General features: G+C 59.3%; 21 protein-coding genes. 10 read left to right on the top strand and 11 right to left on the bottom strand.

The genetic code is table 11. From position 1 onward, the window contains the following. Positions 1–3 precede the first annotated feature (3 nt). From FHR70_RS02175 to FHR70_RS02165, 3 genes are read right to left on the bottom strand one after another with little or no spacing between them, the layout of a single operon-like run. Positions 4–759: an alpha/beta fold hydrolase gene (locus FHR70_RS02175; protein ID WP_183446651.1), complete on the bottom strand. Its 756-nt coding sequence runs from the start codon at positions 757–759 to the stop codon at positions 4–6. Positions 760–810: 51 nt separating this feature from the next. Then, on the bottom strand, positions 811–1,797 hold the full coding sequence (locus FHR70_RS02170; protein WP_183446648.1) for a Bug family tripartite tricarboxylate transporter substrate binding protein: 987 nt from the start codon (positions 1,795–1,797) through the stop codon (positions 811–813). A gap of 32 nt (positions 1,798–1,829) precedes the next feature. Continuing rightward, positions 1,830–2,711, bottom strand: coding sequence for an amidohydrolase family protein (locus FHR70_RS02165; protein ID WP_183446646.1), 882 nt, complete (start codon positions 2,709–2,711; stop codon positions 1,830–1,832). Between the two features lie 136 nt (positions 2,712–2,847). On the opposite strand from FHR70_RS02165, the gene FHR70_RS02160 reads away from it, so the two are divergent. The 5 genes from FHR70_RS02160 to FHR70_RS02140 all read left to right on the top strand — a co-directional run bounded on the left by FHR70_RS02160 (position 2,848) and on the right by FHR70_RS02140 (position 7,302). Further along, positions 2,848–3,786 carry a LysR family transcriptional regulator gene (locus FHR70_RS02160; RefSeq protein WP_183446644.1) on the top strand — a complete coding sequence of 313 codons (939 nt, stop codon included), beginning with the start codon at positions 2,848–2,850 and terminating at the stop codon, positions 3,784–3,786. Between the two features lie 116 nt (positions 3,787–3,902). Beyond that, on the top strand, positions 3,903–4,991 hold the full coding sequence (locus tag FHR70_RS02155; RefSeq protein WP_183446642.1) for a 4-oxalomesaconate tautomerase: 1,089 nt from the start codon (positions 3,903–3,905) through the stop codon (positions 4,989–4,991). Between the two features lie 30 nt (positions 4,992–5,021). Continuing rightward, positions 5,022–5,744: a PIG-L deacetylase family protein gene (locus FHR70_RS02150; RefSeq protein ID WP_183446640.1), complete on the top strand. Its 723-nt coding sequence runs from the start codon at positions 5,022–5,024 to the stop codon at positions 5,742–5,744. Next, entirely contained in the window at positions 5,741–6,433 is a 693-nt protein-coding gene (locus tag FHR70_RS02145) for a 4-carboxy-4-hydroxy-2-oxoadipate aldolase/oxaloacetate decarboxylase (RefSeq protein WP_183446638.1), read from the top strand. The genes FHR70_RS02150 and FHR70_RS02145 overlap by 4 nt, the downstream gene beginning before the upstream one ends. Positions 6,434–6,471: 38 nt before the next feature. Then, entirely contained in the window at positions 6,472–7,302 is an 831-nt protein-coding gene (locus FHR70_RS02140) for a DUF1932 domain-containing protein (RefSeq protein ID WP_183446636.1), read from the top strand. A 68-nt stretch (positions 7,303–7,370) separates the two neighbouring features. Here the strand turns inward: FHR70_RS02140 and FHR70_RS02135 are convergent, their stop codons facing one another. From FHR70_RS02135 to FHR70_RS02115, 5 genes are all read right to left on the bottom strand, one after another. Then, entirely contained in the window at positions 7,371–8,042 is a 672-nt protein-coding gene (locus tag FHR70_RS02135) for a LuxR C-terminal-related transcriptional regulator (protein ID WP_183446634.1), read from the bottom strand. Positions 8,043–8,161: 119 nt separating this feature from the next. Next, the gene (locus FHR70_RS02130; RefSeq protein WP_183446631.1) at positions 8,162–8,419 is read right to left on the bottom strand and encodes a DUF1236 domain-containing protein; all 258 of its coding nucleotides are present in this window, start codon (positions 8,417–8,419) and stop codon (positions 8,162–8,164) included. 205 nt (positions 8,420–8,624) lie between these two features. Further along, complete coding sequence (locus tag FHR70_RS02125; RefSeq protein ID WP_183446629.1) at positions 8,625–9,374, bottom strand: anti-sigma factor; 750 nt, start codon at positions 9,372–9,374, stop codon at positions 8,625–8,627. 31 nt (positions 9,375–9,405) lie between these two features. Beyond that, the gene (locus tag FHR70_RS02120) at positions 9,406–9,897 is read right to left on the bottom strand and encodes an RNA polymerase sigma factor (RefSeq protein WP_183446627.1); all 492 of its coding nucleotides are present in this window, start codon (positions 9,895–9,897) and stop codon (positions 9,406–9,408) included. Positions 9,898–10,062: 165 nt separating this feature from the next. Beyond that, positions 10,063–10,467 (bottom strand): DUF1236 domain-containing protein, encoded by a 405-nt coding sequence (locus FHR70_RS02115; RefSeq protein WP_183446625.1) that lies wholly within the window; start codon positions 10,465–10,467, stop codon positions 10,063–10,065. Between the two features lie 408 nt (positions 10,468–10,875). On the opposite strand from FHR70_RS02115, the gene FHR70_RS24455 reads away from it, so the two are divergent. The 5 genes from FHR70_RS24455 to FHR70_RS02090 all read left to right on the top strand — a co-directional run bounded on the left by FHR70_RS24455 (position 10,876) and on the right by FHR70_RS02090 (position 19,315). After that, positions 10,876–12,804: a S8 family serine peptidase gene (locus FHR70_RS24455; RefSeq protein ID WP_343058703.1), complete on the top strand. Its 1,929-nt coding sequence runs from the start codon at positions 10,876–10,878 to the stop codon at positions 12,802–12,804. A gap of 738 nt (positions 12,805–13,542) precedes the next feature. Next, positions 13,543–14,679, top strand: coding sequence for a branched-chain amino acid ABC transporter substrate-binding protein (locus FHR70_RS02105; protein WP_246407782.1), 1,137 nt, complete (start codon positions 13,543–13,545; stop codon positions 14,677–14,679). 24 nt (positions 14,680–14,703) lie between these two features. Beyond that, positions 14,704–17,901, top strand: coding sequence for a response regulator (locus FHR70_RS02100; protein WP_183446621.1), 3,198 nt, complete (start codon positions 14,704–14,706; stop codon positions 17,899–17,901). After that, positions 17,898–18,275, top strand: coding sequence for a response regulator (locus tag FHR70_RS02095; RefSeq protein WP_183446619.1), 378 nt, complete (start codon positions 17,898–17,900; stop codon positions 18,273–18,275). Before FHR70_RS02100 ends, FHR70_RS02095 begins: the two co-directional genes overlap by 4 nt. Then, positions 18,272–19,315, top strand: a complete 1,044-nt coding sequence (locus tag FHR70_RS02090) for an adenylate/guanylate cyclase domain-containing protein (RefSeq protein WP_183446617.1) — start codon at positions 18,272–18,274, stop codon at positions 19,313–19,315. The genes FHR70_RS02095 and FHR70_RS02090 overlap by 4 nt, the downstream gene beginning before the upstream one ends. 33 nt (positions 19,316–19,348) lie before the next feature. On the opposite strand, the gene lpdA is transcribed toward FHR70_RS02090, so the two are convergent. Genes lpdA through FHR70_RS02075 form a run of 3 tightly spaced genes read right to left on the bottom strand, consistent with a single transcriptional unit; the run spans position 19,349 to position 23,095 of the window. Next, a complete protein-coding gene (gene lpdA, locus FHR70_RS02085) occupies positions 19,349–20,746 on the bottom strand; it encodes a dihydrolipoyl dehydrogenase (protein ID WP_183446615.1) in 1,398 nt (465 codons plus the stop codon). A 5-nt stretch (positions 20,747–20,751) separates the two neighbouring features. After that, positions 20,752–22,080, bottom strand: coding sequence for a dihydrolipoamide acetyltransferase family protein (locus FHR70_RS02080; RefSeq protein ID WP_183446614.1), 1,329 nt, complete (start codon positions 22,078–22,080; stop codon positions 20,752–20,754). 1 nt (position 22,081) lies between these two features. Next, positions 22,082–23,095 (bottom strand): alpha-ketoacid dehydrogenase subunit beta, encoded by a 1,014-nt coding sequence (locus FHR70_RS02075; RefSeq protein ID WP_183446611.1) that lies wholly within the window; start codon positions 23,093–23,095, stop codon positions 22,082–22,084. Positions 23,096–23,097: the final 2 nt, after the last annotated feature.

The raw sequence follows: 23,097 nt of genomic DNA, 5'->3' as shown, positions 1-23,097 counted from the left end.
ATGCTAGTTCCTCATCGCTGCAGCGCCAGAGGCGCTCGCAAGCTTGTTCTCAAATCCCAACCAACGCAGCAAAGCGTCTGACACCTGCTCCGGCTGCTCGAGCAGCGTCATGTGACCGCTGTCTTCGATCACTACGAGTTCCGCGTTCGGGATTCGAGCAGCCATCTCCTCATGTTGCGCGAGAGGACTCCATCGATCCTGGCGTCCGACCATGACCAGGGTTGGGCAGGTAATGTCTGCCAGGCGAGGCACCAGGTTTGGGCGATTGAGGAGCGCCCGGATCTGCCGCTGGTGCTGCTCAGGCGTTGCCCGCATCACCATCTCTTTCAAGGGAACAAGCAGCGCCTGATCAGCGACGCGGTCCATATGGACCATGGGTGGGAGCCATCGTTCTGCGAGGGCTCCCATGCCCTCCGCAAACGCGAGATCCACCAGCACCTGTCGCTTGGCTTCTTCTCCTTCCTTGCGGGAGTCGATGCCCGTATCGATCAAAGCCAGCTTCTGGATGCGTTCGGGCGCGAGACGCACCATCTCCATGGCAACCCGGGCGCCCATGGAATGACCGATGGCGATGATCGGCCCCTCCACTATTGCCAACGCCGAGTGGGCCATGGCCTCCAGGGATTCGTTCTGCGAGAAATCCGCGACGAGAACTTGCGCATGGGGGCGAAGGGCTTCGGCCTGCGCTGTCCACACGCTCGCGTCGCATAAAAGTCCCGGCAGGAGCAGAATTGTCGGGCGTTCGTTCGTTGTCGTCATTGTTACGCTCCATAGACAATCGCTGGGTGAACTGCGATCAAGGGCTTTTTCTCACTGCTTCGGAATGCCGGCTTTCTCGATCACCGCGCGCCACTTCTCGATGTCGGACCTGAGACGTGCCGTCAATTCCGCCGGCGTCTCGCTGCGCGCCTCGATCCCGAGATCCAGCAGACGAGCCTTGATTTCTTCTGTTGCGAGGATCTCCTTGAGAGTGGCATTCAGCTTCTGAATGATGGGCTCCGGAGTTCCCTTCGGGGCGAAAAGTGCATTCCAGGACGTCACGTCAAAGCCCGATATGCCCGCTTCCTGAACAGTCGGCACGTCAGGCATTGCAGGCGAACGGCGAGGCCCCGATGTAGCCAGCGCACGCACCTGCTGCCCTTCCAGAGCCGATTTCAGTGCGGCCTGGGAGTCGATGAGGAGATGGGTGTCATTCCGGATCAGCGACACGAGCGCATCCGGCGTGTTGCGGAAGGGGACGTGCCGGAAATCGACACCCGCCTCGCCTTTGAACAGGACTGAGGTGAGATGCTGCGTGCTGCCGACCGCAATGGTCGCAACGTTCATCTCACCTGGCTTGTTCTTGGCAGTCTGGATGAGCTCTTTGAAGGTCCTGTGCTCGGAGTTGGCGTTCACCACGAACAGAAAATCGAAAGTACCAAGTGTCGAGATGGGAGCGAAATCGGTCAAGGGATCGAACGGCAGGTTGGCGAAGAGCGGTACGCTCACAGCCGTTCCGTTGGTGAGCATTGTCAAGGTTTGCCCATCCGGCTCGCTCGACAAGGCCGCACGCGCAGCCGTAATACCTCCAGCACCCGGCATGTTCTCGACGATGAAGCGCTGCCCCATCTTCTCGCTGAGCTTCTCGGCGACGATCCGAATGGTGACGTCAGCCACGCCGCCGGCGCCGAAAGGCACGATGATCTTGACGGGCCGCGCGGGATAATCCGTCTGCGCCGAGGCGGATCCGGATAAAGTCAGCCCCACGCCCATTGTCAGCCCCAGCAGCATGGCTCGCCTGGTGGTCGTCCGGAACATGCTCGTGTTTCCTCCCTGCTCTTGATCTTGTTTTAGCGTTGCTCAAAGCGAAACAGGCGCGTCGGATTATCGATGAGGAGCTTCTGCCGAATGCCTGGATCCGGCGCGTAGAGCGGCACGAGATCCACCAGATCGCCGTCGTCGGGCATCACCGGCACGTTCGGATGCGGCCAGTCGGTCCCCCACAGAACGCGGTCCGGGGCAGCCTCGACCAACGCGCGCCCGAAGGAGGCCACGTCGTGAAACGGCGGACCTGCGCGCGAGATGCGCTCCGGACAGGAGACCTTCACCCAGCACTTTTCGTCATCCCGTAGGAGATCGAGCAACGCCGTGAACCCTGGCTGTTCAAGTCCTTGGCTCGCATCGACGACACCCATGTGGTCGATCACATACGGCACGGGGAGGCTCATCAACCGGGGCCGGAACTCGGGGATGAGATTCGCCGGGAGATAGAGATCAACATGCCATCCGAGATCCGCAATGCGCTCGACAATTCGATCGAAGGCGCTCATGTCGGGTATCTTCCCGAGCCGCGGCAGGAAGGTGAACCGGCAACCCTCGATTCCTGCTTCCGCCAGATCCCTCAGTTGCCGGTCGTCGAATGTCTCATCGACATTGGCGATGCCTTTGTAGCGTCCGCCGCTCTGCGCGATCGCATCGGTGACGACCCGGTTGTCGCGCCCATGGGGCGTGGCGTTGACGATCACTGCGCGCTCGACGCCAAGACGATCGTGCAAGGCGCGGAACATCTCCAGCGGCGCATCCGGCGGCGTGTAGGGGCGCTCCGGCACATAGGGGTAAATGCGGGCAGGCCCGAAGATATGACAATGCGTGTCGCAGCTTCCGGGCGGAAGCTTGAACGAAGGGACCCGCGGATCAAGATGCGGCGGCGGGATCGTAGGCACTGACGTCATTCGGCGGATCGGCCCTCATTCATGGAATTATGCATCCCAAGAGACGCGACAGGACCACAATGAAGCAAATGGTTTGTTTTTAGGGATTGATGAATATACTTCATATATAGTGACAGAAGTCACAGACGGATTCTCCATGCGCATCGACTTCCTGGGCCTCCATGCCTTCGTGGCTATTGCAGAACGCGGCAGCTTCCAGCTGGCGGCAGCGCATCTCAACCTGTCGCAGACGGCACTCAGTCACAGGATTCGCAAGCTGGAGGAGGATCTCGGGGTGAAGCTCCTGTCCCGGACTACCCGGGAGGTGTCGCTCACTCAGGCTGGCCTCAACCTGCTGCCGAAGGTGAAAGGTACCATCGAGAGTCTCTCGGTCTCCCTGGATGGTCTCCGTGACGAGGGGCGCAGCCGTCAGGAAACATTGTCCATCGGATGCCTGCCCACGATCGCATCCGGTCGCCTGCCTTCTGCCCTGCGCCGTTTCCAGGAACGGCACCCGGACGTGGTGCTGCGGATCTACGACAACTCCGCCACCGAGATCAGCAATCTGGTTCAGGACGGCACGATCGCCTTTGGGATCACTCTGGTGGCGGCCCACCGGTGGGACTTCGACATCGAGATGCTGATCAAGGACCCCTTCACCCTCGTGTGCCCGGAGGACCACCCCCTGGCCTCCCAATCCTCCGTGAGCTGGTCCGACCTCACGGAGGAGCCTTTGATCCGCATCAGCCCGCAGACGGGCAACCGGATGATCATCGACGATGCTCTGGGGAGCCGCCGGGAAGGCCTGACCTGGCGCTTCGAAGTTCAGCATATTCAGACGGCTGTTGCCTTGGTCAAAGCCGGGGTCGCGCTGACTGTCATTCCCAGCCGCGCATTCGATTCTGTCGACGAGCGCGGCCTCAAACTCGTCCCTCTGCGCAATCCGAGCATCAGCCGCCAGCTCGGCATCGTTTCACGGCGAGGGACGCCTCTATCGCCACTAGCCGACGAGCTCCGCAAAATTATCGTCGACGTCTTTGCCGGCGAAGAACACTTTCCTCAGAAGCGCACAGCCAGAAGCCGGCGCCGAGTGTGAAAAAAATTCATCAAAACCCATAAATAAACCATTTGTTGCATAAAGACCGCTGATGCACGCTCCCGGAACCGTTCACCAGTTTCGGGAGAAAGACCATTCAGCCGCGCATTCCTTGTATGATTCTTCGGGGGGGCACCTCGAAGGGCGCCTATTTCCTGGCTGACGATCTTCCGTCCGATCCGGCGCATCGCGATGCCCTGCTTTTGTCGGTCATGGGCTCGCCGGATCCGCGCCAGATCGATGGCATCGGCGGCGCTCACCCGCTGACGAGCAAGATTGCCATCGTGTCCAGGTCAAAGCGCCCCGATTGCGATATCGACTTCCTGTTCGGCCAGGTCGGAATCGACAAGCCGAAGGTGGATGTGACGCCGAATTGCGGGAACATCCTTGCAGGCGTTGCGCCTTTCTCCATCGAGCGCGGCCTCGTGAAAGCCGCCGATCCAGTCACCAGGGTCAGGGTGCATACGGTCAATACGGGAACGATCGCCGAGCTGACGGTGCAGACCCGCGATGGTCATGTGATCTATGGCGGCGATGCCCGCATCGACGGCGTACCGGGAACGGCAGCGCCTATCGCTGTCGAGTTCCTCGATGCTGCCGGATCCGTCTGCGGCTCGCTGCTGCCGACCGGCAATGTGGTGGATCGCGTTGCCGGTGTGGACGTGACCCTGATCGATAACGGCATGCCTGTGGTCGTGCTTGAGGCCTCCGCTGTTGGGCGAACAGGATATGAGCCGCGCGAAGTGCTCGACAGGGACACGGAGTTAAAGGCACGCCTGGAGGAGATCCGCCTAGAGGCGGGCAAGCTCATGGGCCTTGGCGATGTTTCGTCGAAGGTCGTCCCAAAGATGGCCCTGGTATCGCCTCCCGCGGCCGGTGGCCATGTCTGCACCCGCAGCTTCATTCCCCACGAATGCCATGCATCCATCGGTGTTTTTGCCGCCGTGACCGTCGCCACCGCCTGCATATTGCCGGGCTCTCCCGCATCGCGGGTGGCTCAGATTCCAGCGGGGCGCGAGAAGACTCTCTCGGTCGAGCATCCCACTGGCGAATTCAGCGTCGTGATCGAAGTTGGCGGAACAGAGGAAAACCCTATCGTCGAGAAGGCCGGGCTGCTTCGCACCGCCCGCCTGCTCTTCGAAGGTCATGTATTCGCACATGAATCGCTCGCTCAGTCCTTCGACGCTGGCCGCGACGCCGCTTAGAATATTGCAACTCGTTCTCTCGAGGCTTCTATGACTATTGGAAAGACCGGACTTGTCGTTACCGCCCATCCTGGCGATTTCGTATGGCGGGCGGGCGGCGCCATCGCCCTTCATACGAAGAAAGGCTTCCGCATGAAGATCGTCTGCCTTTCGTTTGGCGAGCGCGGTGAAAGCCAATGGGCCTGGAAGAGGGGCGACGTTTCACTCGCCGAGGTGAAGGGGCAGCGGCGTGAGGAAGCCGAACGAGCAGCTGAGACATTGGGCGCCGAGATCGAATTCTTCGATGCGGGCGATTACCCGCTTCACACTACTCCTGAGATGCTGGAGCGTCTGGTCGATATTTACCGAGAGCTTAAGCCCTCCTTCGTTCTCACGCACTCCCTCGAAGATCCCTACAACGTTGATCATCCCGAGGCGACGCGCTTTGCGCAGGAAGCCCGCATCATCGCCCAGGCGGCCGGGCATAAGCCGAACCTGGACCTGACCTATAATGCGCCGCCGGTCTTTCTGTTCGAGCCGCACCAGCCGGAGCAGTGTAACTATAAGCCCAACGTGATCCTCAACATCGATGACGTCTGGGAGACGAAACGCAAGGCCTTCGAAATCCTCGCCGCTCAGAAGCATCTGTGGGAATACTACACCCGCGTCGCGCTGAACCGCGGCATGCAGGGCGGGCGCAACTCCGGGCGTGCAATGACCTATGGCGAAGCTTATCAGCGTATTTTCCCCGAGATCGTCGAGGAACTCGCATGAAGCCCGTCGTCATCACCAACACGCCGCGAATTGAGCAGGGAATCGTCGACCGGCTCGCAAAACTCGGCGTCGCGACCGCCCATGAAGCCTTGGGTCGCTCAGGACTTTTGAAGCCCTATATGCGGCCGATCTGGGCGGGCGCCCAAGTGGCCGGCAGCGCCGTCACCGTGTTGGCTCAGCCGGGTGACAATTGGATGATCCACGTAGCTGTCGAGCAGTGTAAGCCGGGCGATGTCCTCGTCGTCGGCGTAACGACCGACAACACTGACGGCATGTTCGGCGATCTGCTGGCAACATCACTAAAAGCTCGTGGCGTCGTCGGCCTCGTCATTGATGCCGGCGTCCGAGATGTGAAGACCCTGACTGAGATGGGCTTCCCCGTCTGGTCGCGGTCGGTCTCCGCCAAAGGAACGGTGAAGGCGACGCTCGGCTCCGTCAATGTTCCCGTTGTCTGCGCAGGTGCTCTAGTGAAGCCAGGTGATGTGATCGTCGCCGATGACGATGGTGTTCTGGTCGTGCCGCGGCGGGAAGCTGAAGCCGTAGCACTTGCCGGTGAAACGCGTGTCGCCAACGAGGGCTCGAAGCGCGAGCAGCTCGCCTCCGGCGTTCTTGGCCTTGACCTCTACAAAATGCGTGAGCCGCTCGCGAACGCGGGTCTCGTTTATGTCGAATACAAGGATGCGGAATAAGGGCGGAGCCCTTATTTCGTGCAGGATGGTGAGAACATATGAGTCTTGAGATCGCCTTCATCGGCTATGGAGAAGTCGGGCAACTCTTCTCACACCAGCTTGCAGCCAAGCCCGGTGTGCATGTGGCTGTCTATGACATCCTCTTCGACGATCCAAACCGATACCCCGCGCTGAAGCAGCGTGCTATAAATGACAAGGTTCGTGTCGCTGGCAGCGTAGCGGAAGTCTGCGCGACGGCAGAGATCGTCATCTCGGCTGTCACGGCGGACTCCACGGTCACCGCCGCCCGGCAAGCCGCGCCTCATCTGACGCCGCGGCAAACCTATATCGATCTGAACTCCGTCTCTCCGGCTACCAAGAGAGTTGTGGCCGACCAAATCCGTCAAGGAGGCGCAGCTTTCATCGAGTTCGCCGTCATGGCCCCGGTGAGCGGTGTGGGGATCGAGGTCCCTATTCTGAGTGGCGGTGAGAAGGCCGGACCGATCTCGGCACAGCTCAACGAACTTGGGATGAGGATTACGCCGGTCAGCCCGGAGATCGGAACGGCCTCTGCCACAAAGCTGTGCCGCAGCATTGTGATCAAAGGCATGGAGGCACTGATGGTAGACTTCACGCTGGCTTCCGAAAAGGCGGGTGTCATGCCAGCCGTTCTGGCAAGCCTAAAGGCGTCCTATCCGGGCATGGATTGGGAAAATCTCGCAAAAGTAATGATGGCCCGCGTAGCGCAGCACGGCCTTCGGCGCGCTGCGGAAATGCGTGAGGCGAGCCGAATGATCACCGAGCTGGGATTGGACGGATCATTGACCGCAGCCATTGCTGGAAGACATGAGAGTTTCGCTAAGTCGAAGCTGCCGCCGAGAGCAGAATGAATGTGATGGAGGGGCGGCATAACCCCTTCTTCTGAAGCAATGTTTCTGTCATGATAAATCAGAAGAGTTTAAACCTCGGCATCCGACGAGAATCGACGCGTCGCCCAAAGCGCAGCCTGAGTTCGATTGCAGGCGCCAATCTTCTTCAGGATAGCCTTGACATGCACCTTAACAGTCGACTCGGACAAGCTGAGTTTCCGAGCAATCACCTTGTTCGGCGCTCCCTGTCTTAAGTAGTCTAGGATTTGCGCCTCTCGTATCGAGAGTTTTCGACCTAGGGACGGATAATCCTCACTACTCTCTGAACTCTGGACCGTCGCAGACGCCGTATGACCTGCATTGGACGCTGTTAGCGACAATATGAAGGCTGAAGGCAGAACGATTTCACCGAGCATGACGAGGTCGAGCGATCCGACGATGATTTCTCTTTGGCTATTGGAGAGGCAAAAGCCGTGCGCCCCCGCCTGCCAAGCTGCGCATACTGCATCGGGCTCAAACTTCTCTGACAGGATCACAATCCTCGCATCAGGGAAGCGCGTCTTGATTTGATTGATGATGCTGACAGCGTCATCGCTGTAGTTCTGTCCGTCAATAATGAAAAGAACATTCTCCCCGCCCAGAGTTCTCGGCAGGACTGATATGTCATCGACGGCTTCGGGCCAGATGTTAAATGCTCCGCCGAGGAGAACCGTTTCGAGACCGATTCGCAGCAGTGGATTACTGCATATCGGGAACACCATCGTTGCAGACTTTTCCTCCAAGGGGAGAATACGCCGGCCTCCGATTAGATGGTTCAATGACATGGAAATAAACCCGCTGTTATGAGCAGTGTACGCTCCTATCGAATAGGAGCTTGTCTCTAACGAACGACATACACAATTCTGCGCGAGGCCGCGTCCACGATAACCCGGCTGTCATTCAAGACTGCATAGCGATAGGTTTCATGGCGCGGGATCGGATAGAGGTCGATCTGCTCAGGCAATGTCTCTCCGATCAGGGCGCCTCGACTGAAGTGAGATGCTAAAGTCATACTCTGTTGTGAGCTTACCCTACCCAAAAGGCCGACATTGTTGCTGAGCGCATAATCCGGAGGAATATGCTGCTGACTTTCTGCCATGGGCGCCCAAGCCTCTTGGGTTGTGTTCGGCGCTATCAAAGGCGCTGCAACGGCCCCCATGGAGAACATAGCTAAAGCCAGATGGTACGCGGCTCGCATAATCACCCTCTATCACTAGGCTGCTAGGACAGAGAACGAATCGGCTATGCGGTTTATTCCGGTCTCTTTTGAGAGAGCGCATACCTCTTTCGAGGTAGGCTGAGAATTATCGAGCGGTCTCAGAGAGGGCCTTGGCTTCCGCCTCACCCTCAAGCGGGTTCCCAGCACCAAGATTGTCGAGATAAGACTCTAAGAGGTCTCCACCTGAGCTTGGTACGTACTCAGCGCCTTTCGCAGGATCTGATAAAGCAAAGGTTACCCTCCATCCGTCGGTTCGGCAGGCGACCGCATCCGTTGACGTGGAGGTAGACTGAAGCCTGAACTCCCGACACAAAGAGTTGTCTGGCAGTCGGTATGTGGAGATCACCCTTAGCCGCCCGAACGGCAGCTCTGCATCCCGTCCGGATTCAAGACGACTGAGTTCCTGGAGAACACGTGGGTGCTCCAGTTGTGCGAGACGACCTACTTCCGACTGCGAGTGCTGCCCGATGAAATAGGCCGCAGAAACTGCGACAGCTGCGAGGGAGGCAGCCAGAGCCATTCTCACAGGCGACATTCCGCCTCCCCATATGCTCTTTGTCTCTTTCGCTTGCTTTCCCTCGCCACCCTCAACCGCTGCCTCATAGGCCTCGATTTTTGCTGAAATGGCTGCACGGAGTTCGCTCGGAACGTCTGGAGCGAGATTGTTGGCAAAAACTGAGCGTGTCAGACGGCGACTCTGCTGAAACTCGACGATCTTCCTTGCGACCGCTGGATCCTGTGCCATGACCCTGGCGACGGCGGCGGCCACGGGCTGGTCTAGCTCTCCGTCTGCAAAGGCCATGAGGATTTCATCGGTGAGATGCAGCTCCGACATCTTCCTACTCCGCTCTCATCTCATGCGCCTCTCAGGCAGCCGCTGTCATTTCGACTAGTCGCCTTCTGGCCCGAGCCAGACGACTCATGACGGTTCCGATCGGAACGTTCAGCACCTCCGCAGCCTCCCGATAGGTGAGGTCCTCCCCACACACCAGAGCAAGTACCTCTCGCTGCTCCTGCGGCAAGCTGTCAATCGCCCTCTGGACCTCCGCTAAGGCGATCTTGCTGATGATCGGATCTTCGCCGGAATCACCAATCAGGTGCGTCTGCGCCTCCACGTCTTCCATCATGCCCTCAGTTCTCAATCGTCTCAGATGATCAATCCAGTGATTACGGAGGATTCGAAACATCCATGCATCAAACCGGGTGCCCGGCGTCCAGCTGTCCGCCTTGGCGAGCGCCCGCTCACAGGCCCCTTGGACAAGATCGTCCGCTAGCGGTTGCGAACGGGAGAGAACCAGCGCAAAGCGTCGGAGCCTCGGGAGAAGCGCCACAAGTTCCTGTCCTATGGCTGTTGCCATTCCTGCTCCGCACGACCTGATAGAACCATAACGGGAAAGCTAGTCATTTTATTCCAACCTCAAGAGGAGGCCGCTTTGCCGAAGGAACAAGGAGGTTCCTCTGGCACCTAAAATGAAAAGGGCGGCCCAAAGGCCGCCCATGCTCAACACCAGAGCCGATGATCGTTAGCGGATGACCTGCACGATCTTGCGGCTGCCGGGCTCGACCAGCACGGGAGTGTTGTTCACCACCGTATACTTGTAGCCCTTCACCTTGTACTCGGCCGGAACCTCGTAGTACGTCACGCCGGCTTCCGGCAGGGTCGCGCCGACGCGCACCTCCTCGCGATAGGTGTAGGACGGCACCTTCTGAGTGGTCACATACGAGCGAAATTCCGGCTGCTGCTGGTCGGCGATGCCGCCTACGATGGCACCCGTCACGCCACCCACGGCTGCACCGACCGGACCACCCACGACTGCGCCGCCGACAGCACCCGTGGCGGCACCCGCAGCTGCGCCGCCTTGAGCAAAAGCGGCGGCAGGGGCAAGAGCAGCGAGAACGACGCCGGTGAGAAGGATCTTCTTCGACATGATCTGACTCCTAAACAATGCTTCGGGATCAACACCCGGCAACCGACAACGCGCCAGTCTCGAAGTAGTTTCCAAGCAGACATGGGATCCATCCTGTCGGCCAGCATGCGATATATAATGAACGCAGGATGAACATGTTTTTTCTCTAATATTCATCAAATAACATAAGAATTTTTGAGCAAAGCAGAAGAGTTAAACCACCTTCGTTTGATCGCTCATACCCTCCCTAAGCTTGCATCAGCGTGTAGACCGCATTCTATGGCCAGCAGTTACTGAAAATTCCTGGCCACCCAGAGACTTTGAGCAATTTTGAAACAAGCTGGTGCTTTGACCGTTATTCAACGTTCAGTGGACGTTCAGGGCCCACTGCGGGAATCTGGGCCTTTCGCGGCCCATCGACGAGCCGGGATGATGACATCAAAACGACGCTCCCTGCTGGTACTGGCATCCTGTGTTGCCATCGCCTGTCCGACCAAGATCCAGTTTGCGGTCGGAGAAGGTGTCGGGTTAGCTCTCACCGAGGCTCCGGCCATGGCCAAGTCCGGCAATGATGGCGGCAATGGCAACGGTGGCAACAACGGAAGCGGCAATGGAGCTGGAAGGGGCGACGGCGGGCCTCCAGGAAACTCCGGCAATAGCGGCAATGCAGGCGATCGCGGCAACAGTGGGAACGCAGGAAGTCAGGGGGCCTCAGGCAACAACGGCAGCGGAAACGGGAATGCCGGAGGAGCTGGGCATTCTTCAGGAAGCACCTCCTCCGGCAATGGCAATGAGGGAGGCGGCCAAGGTAGATCCTCAGGGCATGGAGGATCCTCGAACGCCGGAGGGTCGTCGGGCAAAGGCAATTCATCCGCCCGAGGGAATTCCTCAGGCCGAGGGAATGCTTCCGAGAGCAGCCGCGCTTCGCGTTCCACAGTGCCTGGAGGGTTGCCAAACGTTCTAGGGGTGATCACAAATAGTCTCCGCCCCGTTGTGACAGCTCCTGTCAAGGTAATCGAGAGAGCCGTGACACCCAGGAGCTCCTCGAAGAAGAGCTCTGCTCGATCCGCAAAATCCAAGCCAGCTTCCTCGCGGAAGGAGGCCCGGCCAGGCAAAACTGGCCTCAATCCCAGCAGGGCCGCGGCTGCTTCTGCGAGATCCGTCAGGCGTTCACCCGAGGCACAAACCCAGACGATGCGCCCATCTGCGGATCAAACCTTGCCAAAACCCAAACAGGCATCGCGCTCAATCGTGGCTGCCGGTCTGACGTCGGAGAGCCTCGCGCGGCTGAGGACGCGAGGATTCCAAGCTGAGAAGCAGACCAAAGGCGCCCTCGCGAGCGTCGTGAGGCTTATCCTTCCCCGCGGCATGTCGATTGCTCAGGCACAGCGCGCCGTTCGCATGGCTGACGCGAGAGCTGTCACTGACCTTGACCATTTCTATTACACTGACGAGGGCCCAGGCTGCACAGGGAACGGCTGCGAGGCGGTCTCCCTCGTGGGTTGGAATCTGCCGATGACCAAACAATGCGGCCCTGCTCCAACAATCGGCCTTATCGATACGGGGATTGACCGCGAGCACGAAGCCCTACGAGGCCAATCAATTGAGATCGTTTCCGAACTACAGCTTCGCGGAAATCCGTCACAGCGCGATCACGGGACGGCTGTGGCGGCTCTCCTCATCGGGCGGGGCGACAGCAGCGCTCCAGGCCTCCTGCCTGAAGCGCGCCTTTTGGCAATAGATGCTTTTTATCGTGATGGTGGAACGGCGGATCGGACAGATGTGACGACACTGGTCATGGCTCTGGAAGCTTTGGCGGAGAGAAATGTCCGTGTCGTGAACATGAGCCTGTCCGGTCCTCCCAACGAGGTGCTTAAGCAAGCCATTGCATCGGCTCAGGAGAAGGGCATGATCATCATCGCCGCCGCTGGAAACAATGGCGCAGGCGCCGACCCCTCCTACCCTGCTGCCTATCCAGGAGTGATTGCCGTAACAGCCGTCGACAGGAAGCGCGATGTCTACCGCCGCGCAACCCAGGGTGAGTACATTGATCTTGCGGCACCCGGTGTGGATCTGTGGGTTGCAGCGCCGGGCGGAGGCGGCACGACGAAGAGCGGCACATCTTATGCCGTACCGTTCATTTCCGCCGCCGCTGCAGTCCTGCAGGCTTCGGGCACAAACCTGAATCCGGACGGGCTCCAGGCTACTCTTGAGAGCAACACGATGGATTTGGGCAAGCCGGGCCGAGACAAAACCTACGGGTATGGACTTCTCCAGGCCGCGAAATTATGCCCGATGCAGACAAACGAAACGCCTGTTGCACAATCAGGCCTCGGATTCAGCGCCAAGGTTCCTTGAGGAACACGGGCTGTAGCACGGCACGTCGAGGAACCACCTCATGCGCCAGGAGGATTTGCTCTCGGCGCATATCGTAGCCTTAGAGAACTCCGCTGCGCTGCAGGGTCGCGCGAGTGCCTTCGTGCCAGAGCCCGCTCAACGCTGCCTCGAACCGGGACTGAAAGACTGGACTCTCGGCAACATCACCAAAGATGTCTTTGAGGATCAGGAATGCAGACGCATCATCTCTTGGCAGCCAATGCAGCCGGTGTCAGGCGACTGGCATTCGGATTGTCCAGAGCGATCGATTGGCCTTGATCGTCCAGGCCTGCGCAATAGCGACACCACAGGGCTGACACGAGAGCCAACCCTGTGCACCAGCTTTCAGCCGATCTCGCGCCTATGGCAGGATGAATTTGGGCTGCCGGTTGGAGCCGTCCTGAGCAGGAGAGCTGATCGAAGGAGTGACTTCCCTCCATCCATCAACACTGACTGTAACAATGTCAACATTGCAGCCTCAGAGGGGGGACTGTGCCAAAGTCCTATGGGATGGTGCGATCTAGTCTCTCATTATCGATCCTGATGGATCTTAGCTGCACTCCTTGTGGCGTATTCCCTTATAGTCTTGACAGCCCCACGACCGGGACCATTCATGAATCGACCATAGTTATCGTATCGATTAGGATGCAATCTGGAGCGCAAGCTGATCACTTGCGGTGTAAAGTTAGCTTTGGTTTGCAGCAGGCCAATGCTTAGAAGATGCTGATGCAGCCATGTGGCGGGAGGCTCGCCATGGAACGAATATTGTCACGTTTCGCTGCAGCCGTCATCTTTGCTGTAGCAGGGGCTGCTCCGGCTAGTGCGGAGATCCTCATTGGTATGGCAGGAGCTCTCACTGGCCCTAACGCATATCAGGGCGAGCAGCAGCAGCAGGGCGTGGAGATGGCCATTGCTGACATCAATTCTGCTGGCGGCGTGCTCGGCCAGCCATTGAGGCTCATCTCCGTCGACGATGCGTGCGATAGCGGCCAGGCGATTGCAGCGGCTCACAAACTTGCGGCCGAGAAAGTCGTCTTTGTCGTCGGGCACCAGTGCTCGGGCGCCTCCATTCCAGCAGCCGGCGTTTATGAAAGGGCCGGCATCATCCAGATGACTCCAGCATCAACCAATCCACGATTGACGGAAGAAGGCCGCCCGAACGTTTTTCGCATATGTGGGAGGGATGACCAGCAAGGCGCGATAGCAGGTGCCTATCTCGCAGCACGAGGACGGAACGCAAAAATCGCCATCCTCAATGACGGCTCGATCTATGGCAAAGGAATTACCGAGGAGACTCAGCGTCACCTCCACCAGCATGGTGGCGCAGAGACGCTCCTCGACGAGATTGAAACGGGTCTGAACGACTATTCCCCCCTCATCGCAAAGCTGCAGGCGGCCGGAATTCAGATTGCCTATTTCGGCGGATACTACCGGGAGGCAGCAATACTGATCCGCAATGCCCGCGAGCAGGGCTATAATCTGCAACTGGTGTCTGGCGACAGCATTGCAAGCGAAGCCTTCGTGCAGGTCACGGGTGAGGCCGGCGAGGGAACGATCTTCACCTCCTTTCGCGACCCTCGTCGGAATCCCGGTGTCGCCTCCCTCGTGGAGCGCTTTCGGCAAACGGGTTTCGAACCTGAGGGCTACACACTCTATAGCTACGGTGCCGTTCAGGCCTGGGCTCAGGCAGTCACCAAAGCAGGTTCGATTGAGCCGCAAGCCGTGATGGGCGCTCTACGCTCGAACGAGTTCGACACCATACTTGGGCGGGTCAGCTTCGATGCCAAGGGCGATGTGCGACAGCCCGGCTTCGAATGGTTCATCTGGCGGAGTGGCCGATATGTGCCCCTGGAATGAGGAAGGGGCGCTGCCCCTGCTGGAATGCCTTTCTACCTGAGCGTCCGCTGGCGCCTGCTCCTCGCTTTTCTCGGCATCAGTGCCTTTGCCGTGCTCGCTGCAGCGACAGGGACATATGCCTTCCGCCAAATGGCCCATGTAATTGAGCGGATCACGGAGCAGCGCGTACCCTCTGCACTTGCTGCTCTTGACCTGTCGCGGCAAGCAGAACGCATTGTTGCGGCCGCACCGACGCTTCTCACGGCCCGGTCACAAGCACAGTACCGGGAAATATCCGCCGCCATTACAGCCGAAGTTGAGCGTCTTGAGGATCTTCTTGCCCAGGTTCGGAGTGAGGTTGACCCTACAGCGGTCGCCGCCATGGAACCCGCTGTTGCGGGATTGAGGCGGAACCTCACGGCGCTCGCCGGCCTTGTGGCAGGACGGCTCGCTGTGGCGGGGCAAAAGGATGTGCTGGTCCAGCGCCTTTCAAATGCATCGGTTGCAGCGCAACGCTTGATCGCCCCGGCCCTTGTGGTTCTGGATGCCAAGTTCGCAGCATCCCGCCGCATCGACCGTGGCGAACAGACGACTGCCGGCTTCCCACAACCTCCCTCGGTGATCGTACAGGAAATCGCCGAGCATTTCCTCATGCAGAAGGCACAGCTCGAATTCGCCTCGATCAGTGACGGCTTGCTCAAGGCGTCCCTCGCCGAAAAACCTGCCGATATTGCCGTAATGAGCTTTCCGCTCAACCGCTCTCTGTCAGCATTGCGCCAGATCGCGTCCGAGCTGGCGGATCAGCGCCTGCGGTCCCGTTTCGATCTTCGGATATCGGACTTTGCCAGATTGGTTGAAGGGCAGGACAGCATCTTATCCGCGAGGAGGACAGAACTTATTCTCCTGGGGGATGCCGAGCGCCTTCTGGCGGAGAATGCAGGTCTTTCCGCACAGCTGACAAAAGCAGTCGATGGCCTAATCGCAACCGCCCGCGGCGATATTCGTTCGGCCAGCGGAGAGGCGATGATGGCGCAGCGGATCGGGCGGAATATTCTGCTGAGCGTCGTGTCGCTCAGCCTTTTGAGCTCTCTGCTTATCGTCTGGCTCTATGTCGATCGCAATCTCGTCGCGCGGCTGCAAGGCTTGAGCAACAGCATGCTGGCAATCGCGGGAGGCAACCTACGCGCTCCCCTGCCCAGGGATGGCAGCGATGAGATCGGACAGATGGCGAAAGCTCTTGCTGTTTTCCGTGACACAGCGGTGGAGGTTGAGGAAAAGAACCTGCGTGAAATCGCCGATGCCCGACAGCGGCTGATCGACGCGATCGAGAGCATCAATGAAGGGTTTGCCCTATATGACGCCAATGATCGCCTCATCCTTTGCAACAGCCGGTATGAGGAGCTCCTTTACCCGGGAACGGATGTTCCCATGGAATCCGGAACATCCTTCGAGACGGTGATCCGACGCGCGGCGGAGCGCGGCCTCATCCTGGAAGCGAAAGGGCGGGTCGACACCTGGGTGGCCGAGCGGCTGGCCCGGCACCGCAATCCGGTCGCAGCCGAGATCCAGCATCGCGATGGCGATCGCTGGGTCCAGGTCTGCGAACGGAGGATTGCCGGGGGTGGAACTGTTGCGGTATACACCGACATCACCGAAGTCAAGCATCATGCCGCACAGCTGGAACTTGCCCGGGATGAGGCTATGGCGGCGACGCGGGCGAAGAGCCAGTTCCTCACGAACATGAGTCATGAGCTGAGAACGCCGCTGAATGCGATCATCGGCATTACCGAGATGCTCAAGGAGGAAGCTGAGGAGACCGGGGATAAGCCGCTGGTGGAACCGCTCGACAGGATCCGCCATGCCGGTACGCATCTCCTGGCCCTGATCAATGAGATCCTGGATCTTGCCAAGATCGAGGCAGGCAAGCTGGAACTTCATCCGGAAGAGATCGATCTCCGTGACCTGATCGGACAAGTCTCCATGACGGCTGAGCCTCTCGCAAGACGGAACAACAACCATCTCAAGGTCGAGATCGCATCCGACATCGGCAGGATGCAGACCGACCCCGTGCGCCTACGACAGGTTCTGCTCAATCTGCTGAGCAATGCCTGCAAGTTCACCAAAGGTGGCACCGTGACGATGACGGCCTCTCGGATCGTGGATCGCGGAGGAGACACTATAACGATTGCTGTTCACGATACGGGCATCGGCATGACACCGGAGCAGCGCGACAAGCTCTTCCAGGAGTTCAGTCAGGCCGACAGTACAACAACACGAAAGTTTGGAGGAACCGGACTCGGACTCGCCATCAGCCGCCGGCTTTGCCGTCTTATGGGAGGGGACATCACCGTACAAAGTGCCGTAGGGGCTGGAAGTACCTTCACCATTTCGCTGCCGGCCGGAGGTGTCGCGGGTACTCCCAGGGTGCGAATGAGCAGGGGCAAATCTTCTGTCGTCCCGCAATCTGTCGGGCGAGGCCTACGTGCCCTGATCATTGATGACGACGCGACATCGCGGGAGATCCTGCGTCAGATTCTGTTGCGTGAAGGTTTCGAAGTCGTGACGGCGGAGAATGGCCGGCAGGGAATCGAGATCGCCCGGGAGATCCGGCCGGCCATTATCACATTGGATGTCTTGATGCCGGGCCTCGATGGCTGGAGCACCCTTCAGCACTTGAAGCGTGAGCGTGAGCTCCAGGACATACCCGTTATCATGGTTACCATCGTAGACGAGGAAAACAGGGCATATGCTCTTGGGGCTGCCGCCTATCTGACTAAGCCGATTAATCGCGAGTGCCTTCTGAGGGCCCTTGCCGCCTGCCGCCCCCATCACGCGAGCTCTCGCGTTCTCGTCGTGGAGGATGACCCTCACACCCGGGGCTGGCTCACCCGGATCTTGCGGGAGGATGGTTGGGAGGTGGCCGAGGCCGAGAACGGGAGAGTTGCCTTGGACCGGCTTCCGCTCGTCAAGCCTGACATCATCCTGCTCGACCTCATGATGCCGGAAATGGACGGCTTCGAATTCGTCGATGAGATTCACCGGAAGGAGGAAATGCGGCACCTTCCTCTCATCGTGCTGACAGCAGCCGAAGTTGATGAGGAGGCTCAACGTCGTCTGAGCGGGGGAATCCGAAGAATCCTGCGCAAGAGATTGGGTGATCGGGATGAGGTTCTCGCCACATTGCGGGACGTCATCGCCGATTGCCTGCGGCTCGGCCGAACAGAGCACCAGGAACAAGCATGATCAAGATTCTCTATGTCGAGGATAACGAGGACAATGTCTACATGCTGACCCAGCGTCTGACGAGACACGGTTTCCAGGTCAGCGTCGCCTCGGATGGCGTGCAGGGCATCGAAACCGCCCGTAAGGAGAAGCCAGACCTGATCCTCATGGATCTCGGCCTGCCGGCTCTCGATGGCTGGACAGCAGCGCGTCACCTCAAGCAGTCACCCGACACCAGGGACATTCCCATTCTTGCCCTGTCCGCACACACAATGCCGGGAGACCGGGAAAAAGCGCTCGCTGCTGGATGTGACGACTATGATGCCAAGCCAATCACCTTCGAAAGATTGCTTGAGAAAATCGACTCTCTTATTCGCGGGCGGAGCCTTCCATGACCGATGCTGGGGTCCGCATCCTTGTCGTGGATGACAACGAGGACAACCGGTACACACTGACACGGAGGCTGCAGCGCGAGGGATGGACGGATCTGGTGACGGCCGAAAATGGCCGGGAAGCCATTGATCGGATTGCCCACGATCGCTTTGATCTCATTCTTCTCGATATCATGATGCCTGAGATCAACGGCTACGAAGTCCTGAAGCATCTTAAGACGGACCCGGCTACACGCGACATCCCAGTTCTGATGATCTCCGCTTTGTCGGAATTTGAGAGTGTTGTCCGCTGCATCGAACTCGGAGCCGAGGACTATCTCCCGAAACCGTTCAATCCGGCGCTCTTGAGAGCACGCGTAAGAGCCTGCCTCGAGAAGAAGAGACTGCATGACCAGGAGCTCAGTTACCTCGCCGAGATCGATCATCAGCGTCGCCGGGCTGAAGCGCTCCTTCATGCCATTCTGCCGTCACAGGCTGTGGGCGAGCTTGAGCAGTTTCATACAGTGACGCCTCGCCGCTATGAAGACGTCGTTGTGTTCTTCGCCGATATCGTCGGGTTCACGGCCTATTGCGATCTTCTTGCACCAGAGGAGATCGTTGCAAATCTTCATGTTTACGCCTCGACCTTCGAGGACGTCGCATCACAGCACGGCCTGGAGAAAATCAAAACGATCGGCGATGGATTTCTTGCCACGGCTGGTCTTCTCCTGCCCAACCCGGATCCGGTGATGGCAAGCATTGAATGCGCCAGATCGACCATCGCCTCGGCCCGTGACCTTCCCCTGCCTTGGGATGTCCGCGTCGGCATCCACATCGGCCCGGTCGTTGCTGGCGTCGTGGGCCGGCAGAAATTCAGCTTCGACATCTGGGGCGATACGGTGAATGTCGCGGCACGCCTCGCTGGATATGGCAGACAGAGCGGTATCAATCTCAGCGCCTCGGCTTGGGAGCGGGTCAAGACCCGTGTTGACGCCGCTCCTCTGGGGCCTGTTCCTATCAAGGGCAAAGGCGTTGTCGAAGCTTACAGGGTTGCCCCTCCCTGATAGACAGGACGGATGCTCAGAAACCATCCGCCTTCAGATATGAAGTTCGCGACCCAAGGATTTCAGGGCACTCTCCTGGAAAGCTTCTCCCTGCGTAGGATGCGCGTGGATGGTGCCGGCGATATCCTCAAGACGCGCGCCCATCTCGATGGCAAGCCCGAATGCAGCGGAGAGCTCAGACACGCCCTGTCCGACGGCTTGAATGCCAAGGATCAGGTGATTGTCCGCCCGGGCTAAGACGCGAACGAAGCCTTCCTCCCCAAGCTTCGTCATGGCGCGTCCATTGGCCGAAAACGGAAAATGACCGACGCGAACCTCACTGCCGGCCTTCTGAGCCTCATCAGGCGTCAGGCCGACGGCCACGATCTCCGGATCGGTGAAGCACACTGCCGGAATGGCTCGCTTGTCCCACACCCGTTTATGACCGGCAACAATCTCGGCCACCATCTCACCCTGCGCCATGGCGCGATGGGCCAGCATCGGCTCGCCCGTCACATCACCGATGGCATAGATGCCTCGCATCGACGTCTGGCATCTCTCGTCGATCCGAATGAAGGGACCATCCATATCGAGGACGAGTTCTTCCATTCCCCATCCTTGCGTGACCGGCCTCCGGCCCACCGTGACAAGGATCTTGTCGGCGGCAAGCTGTACTTCAGATCCGCTCTCGGCTTCTACCAGCAGGGTCCCGCCGGCTTTGGCCAGCCCCCTGGCCTTTGCGCGTGTCATGACGTCGATGCCCAAGGCCTGCAGCTTCTTGGCCACAGGACGGGTGAGTTCCGCATCGTATTGCGGCAGGATGCGTGCCTGCGCCTCGACGACAGTCACCTTCGCGCCCATCTTGGCAAAAGCTGTTCCAAGCTCGAGACCGATATAGCCACCGCCGACGACCACCAGTTTCTCCGGAACCGATGTCAGCGCAAGCGCTTCAGTTGACGAGATCACGGTTTCGCCGAACGGCAGACTCGGGAGCTCGACCGGAGCCGACCCGGTTGCGATCACCACATTCTCGGCACGGATGATCTGCTGACCGGTTTCTGTTTCCACCTCGACCGTCTTGCCATCGCGAAACCGCGCCCGGCCCTGGACCATCTTGACCTTGGACTTCTTGAGGAGACCCGAAACGCCACTGTTCAGGCGGCCGACGATGGTGTCTTTCCAGGCGATGGTCTGGGATAGGTCGAGCTCGGGCTTTGTCGTCGTGATTCCGAGCGGGTTCTTCCCCGATGCCAGATGAACGATGCGGTCGTATTCCTCAGCCGCGTGAATGAGCGCCTTGGACGGAATGCAACCTACGTTGAGGCAGGTCCCACCCGGCTTTCTTTCTTCGACGATCACCGTGTCGATGCCAAGCTGTCCGGCGCGAATGGCACAGACATAGCCGCCCGGCCCGGCTCCGATAACAAGGAGCTTGCAGGAAATATCCTTCATTGACGTCAAGCCTCCACGAAGATCATCGCAGGCGTCTCCAGCAGCGTCTTGATGCGCTGCACGAAGACCGCCGCATCCCAGCCGTCGATGATCCGGTGATCGAAACTGGAGGACAGGTTCATCATCTTGCGGGGAATGAAGGTCGACCCATCCCAGACCGGCCGCACCATGATCTTGTTGACGCCAATAATGGCGACCTCCGGATGATTGATCACCGGCGTCGTGACGATGCCGCCCATCGCTCCGAGCGACGTGATCGTGATCGTCGAGCCGCTCAGCTCCTCGCGGGTGGCTAGACCGGCTTTGGCGGCCTCGGCCAAGCGGGCCATCTCCGTAGCACAATCCCAGAGGTTCCGCGCCTCCGCATGCCTGACGACCGGCACCATCAGGCCCGTACCTGTTTGCGTGGCGATGCCGATATGAACGCCGCCGTACTGGTGAATGATTCCTGCTTCGTCATCATAGATCGCGTTCAGGTTCGGCTGCTCGGCAATAGCCTTGACCATTGCGCGCATCAGAAACGGCAGGAGAGTCAGCTTCGGCCTGTCGGATCGCTTGGCCGCATTAAGTGACGCCCGCAGGTCTTCGAGAGCGGTCACATCGACCTCTTCGACATAGGTGATGTGCGGAATGCGCGATGTTGCTAACGCCATCTTCTCCGCAATCTTGCGGCGCAGTCCGATCACCTTCACGTGCTGAACGGAGGTATCCTGAACCAATCCCGGAGCCCGCACGACTTGCGGGCCATGGGTGAAGAACGCGTCCAGATCCTCATGTGTGATCCGACCGGCAGGGCCTGTGCCCGGAACCTGCCTCAGGTCGATCCCGGCTTCCCGTGCCCGCAGCCGAACGGCCGGGGAGGCAACCGGCTTGTCACCCTCTGTGCGTGGGACTGATGGGCGGTGCGTTCTCACAGGTGGAGTCTTCGGAACCTCGACAGGCTGAGGCTTTGGAGCTTCCCTCGCCTGCTTCTCGACGATGGCGTCAGAGGTTCTGACCGCGCCATCAGCCTGTGCCTCGATCTCCTTGGGCCGGGCTGGCGGTTCAGGTGCCTTATCGGTGGCATCGCGACTGGAAGCAGCCCCCTCTTCGTCTCCCACCTTCAGGCGGATCAAGGGGGATCCGATAGCGACCACGTCCCCAATGTCCGCGCCGAGCCACAGAACTTCCCCATCGACGGGAGAAGGAATTTCAACTGTTGCCTTGTCAGTCATCACGGCTGCGAGCAGAGCATCCTCGCGCACGAGGTCGCCGACCTTGACGTGCCACTCAACCAGTTCGGCCTCGGCGATTCCCTCGCCGACATCGGGCATCTTGATCAGGTGCTCACCCATGTCAGGCCTCCAGCGTTTCGACAAGCGCACGTCCGACCCGTGCAGGTCCTGGGAAATAGTCCCATTCCTGTGCATGAGGATATGGCGTGTCCCATCCCGTCACACGCGCTATCGGCGCCTCGAGTTGGAAGAAGCAGGCCTCTTGGACAAGGGCCGCCAGCTCAGCCCCGAACCCGGACGTGAGCGTCGCCTCATGGACGATCACGCAACGTCCCGTTTTCCTGACGGACGCAACGATGGTCTCCATATCGAGGGGAAGCAAGGTGCGCAGATCAATGATCTCCGCATCGACGCCCGTTTCGGCCGCAGCCGCCTGAGCCACATAGACCATTGTCCCGTAGGCCAGCACGGTCACGGCCGCTCCCTCCCGCACGATCGATGCCTTTCCGAGTGGCAACGTGAAATGGCCGCTTGGCACCTCGCCGAGGTCATGCTTCGACCATGGCGTGATCGGGCGATCGTGATGGCCATCGAAAGGTCCATTATAGAGCCGCTTCGGTTCCAGGAAGATAACCGGATCCGGATCCTCGATGGCCGCAATGAGGAGGCCTTTGGCATCGTGAGGATTTGACGGCACGACGGTTTTCAATCCCGATACATGGGTGAACAGGGCTTCGGGACTCTGACTGTGAGTCTGCCCACCGAAGATGCCGCCGCCGGTTGGCATGCGGACGACGAGCGGACAGGTGAACTCGCTGTTCGAGCGATACCGCAGGCGGGCTGCCTCGGATACGATCTGGTCATAGGCCGGGTACATGTAATCGGCGAACTGGATCTCGATACAGGGATGAAGCCCGTAAGCCGCCATGCCAATCGCCGCTCCGACGATGCCGGCCTCATTGATGGGAGCATCGAAACACCGGGTCTTACCGTATTTCTGCTGGAGGCCTGCCGTGCAGCGGAAGACGCCGCCGAAGTAGCCGACATCCTCGCCGAAGACCACGACACGCTCATCGCGCGCCATCATCACATCCATCGCGTCCCGGATGGCTTCGATCATCGTCATGCGTGCCATGG

The sequence above is a fragment of the Microvirga lupini genome, from assembly GCF_014191055.1.
Taxonomy (GTDB): Bacteria; Pseudomonadota; Alphaproteobacteria; order Rhizobiales; family Beijerinckiaceae; genus Microvirga; species Microvirga lupini_A.
Note: the sequence above shows the minus strand (reverse complement) of the source record. Positions and strands in the feature narration are given on the sequence as shown.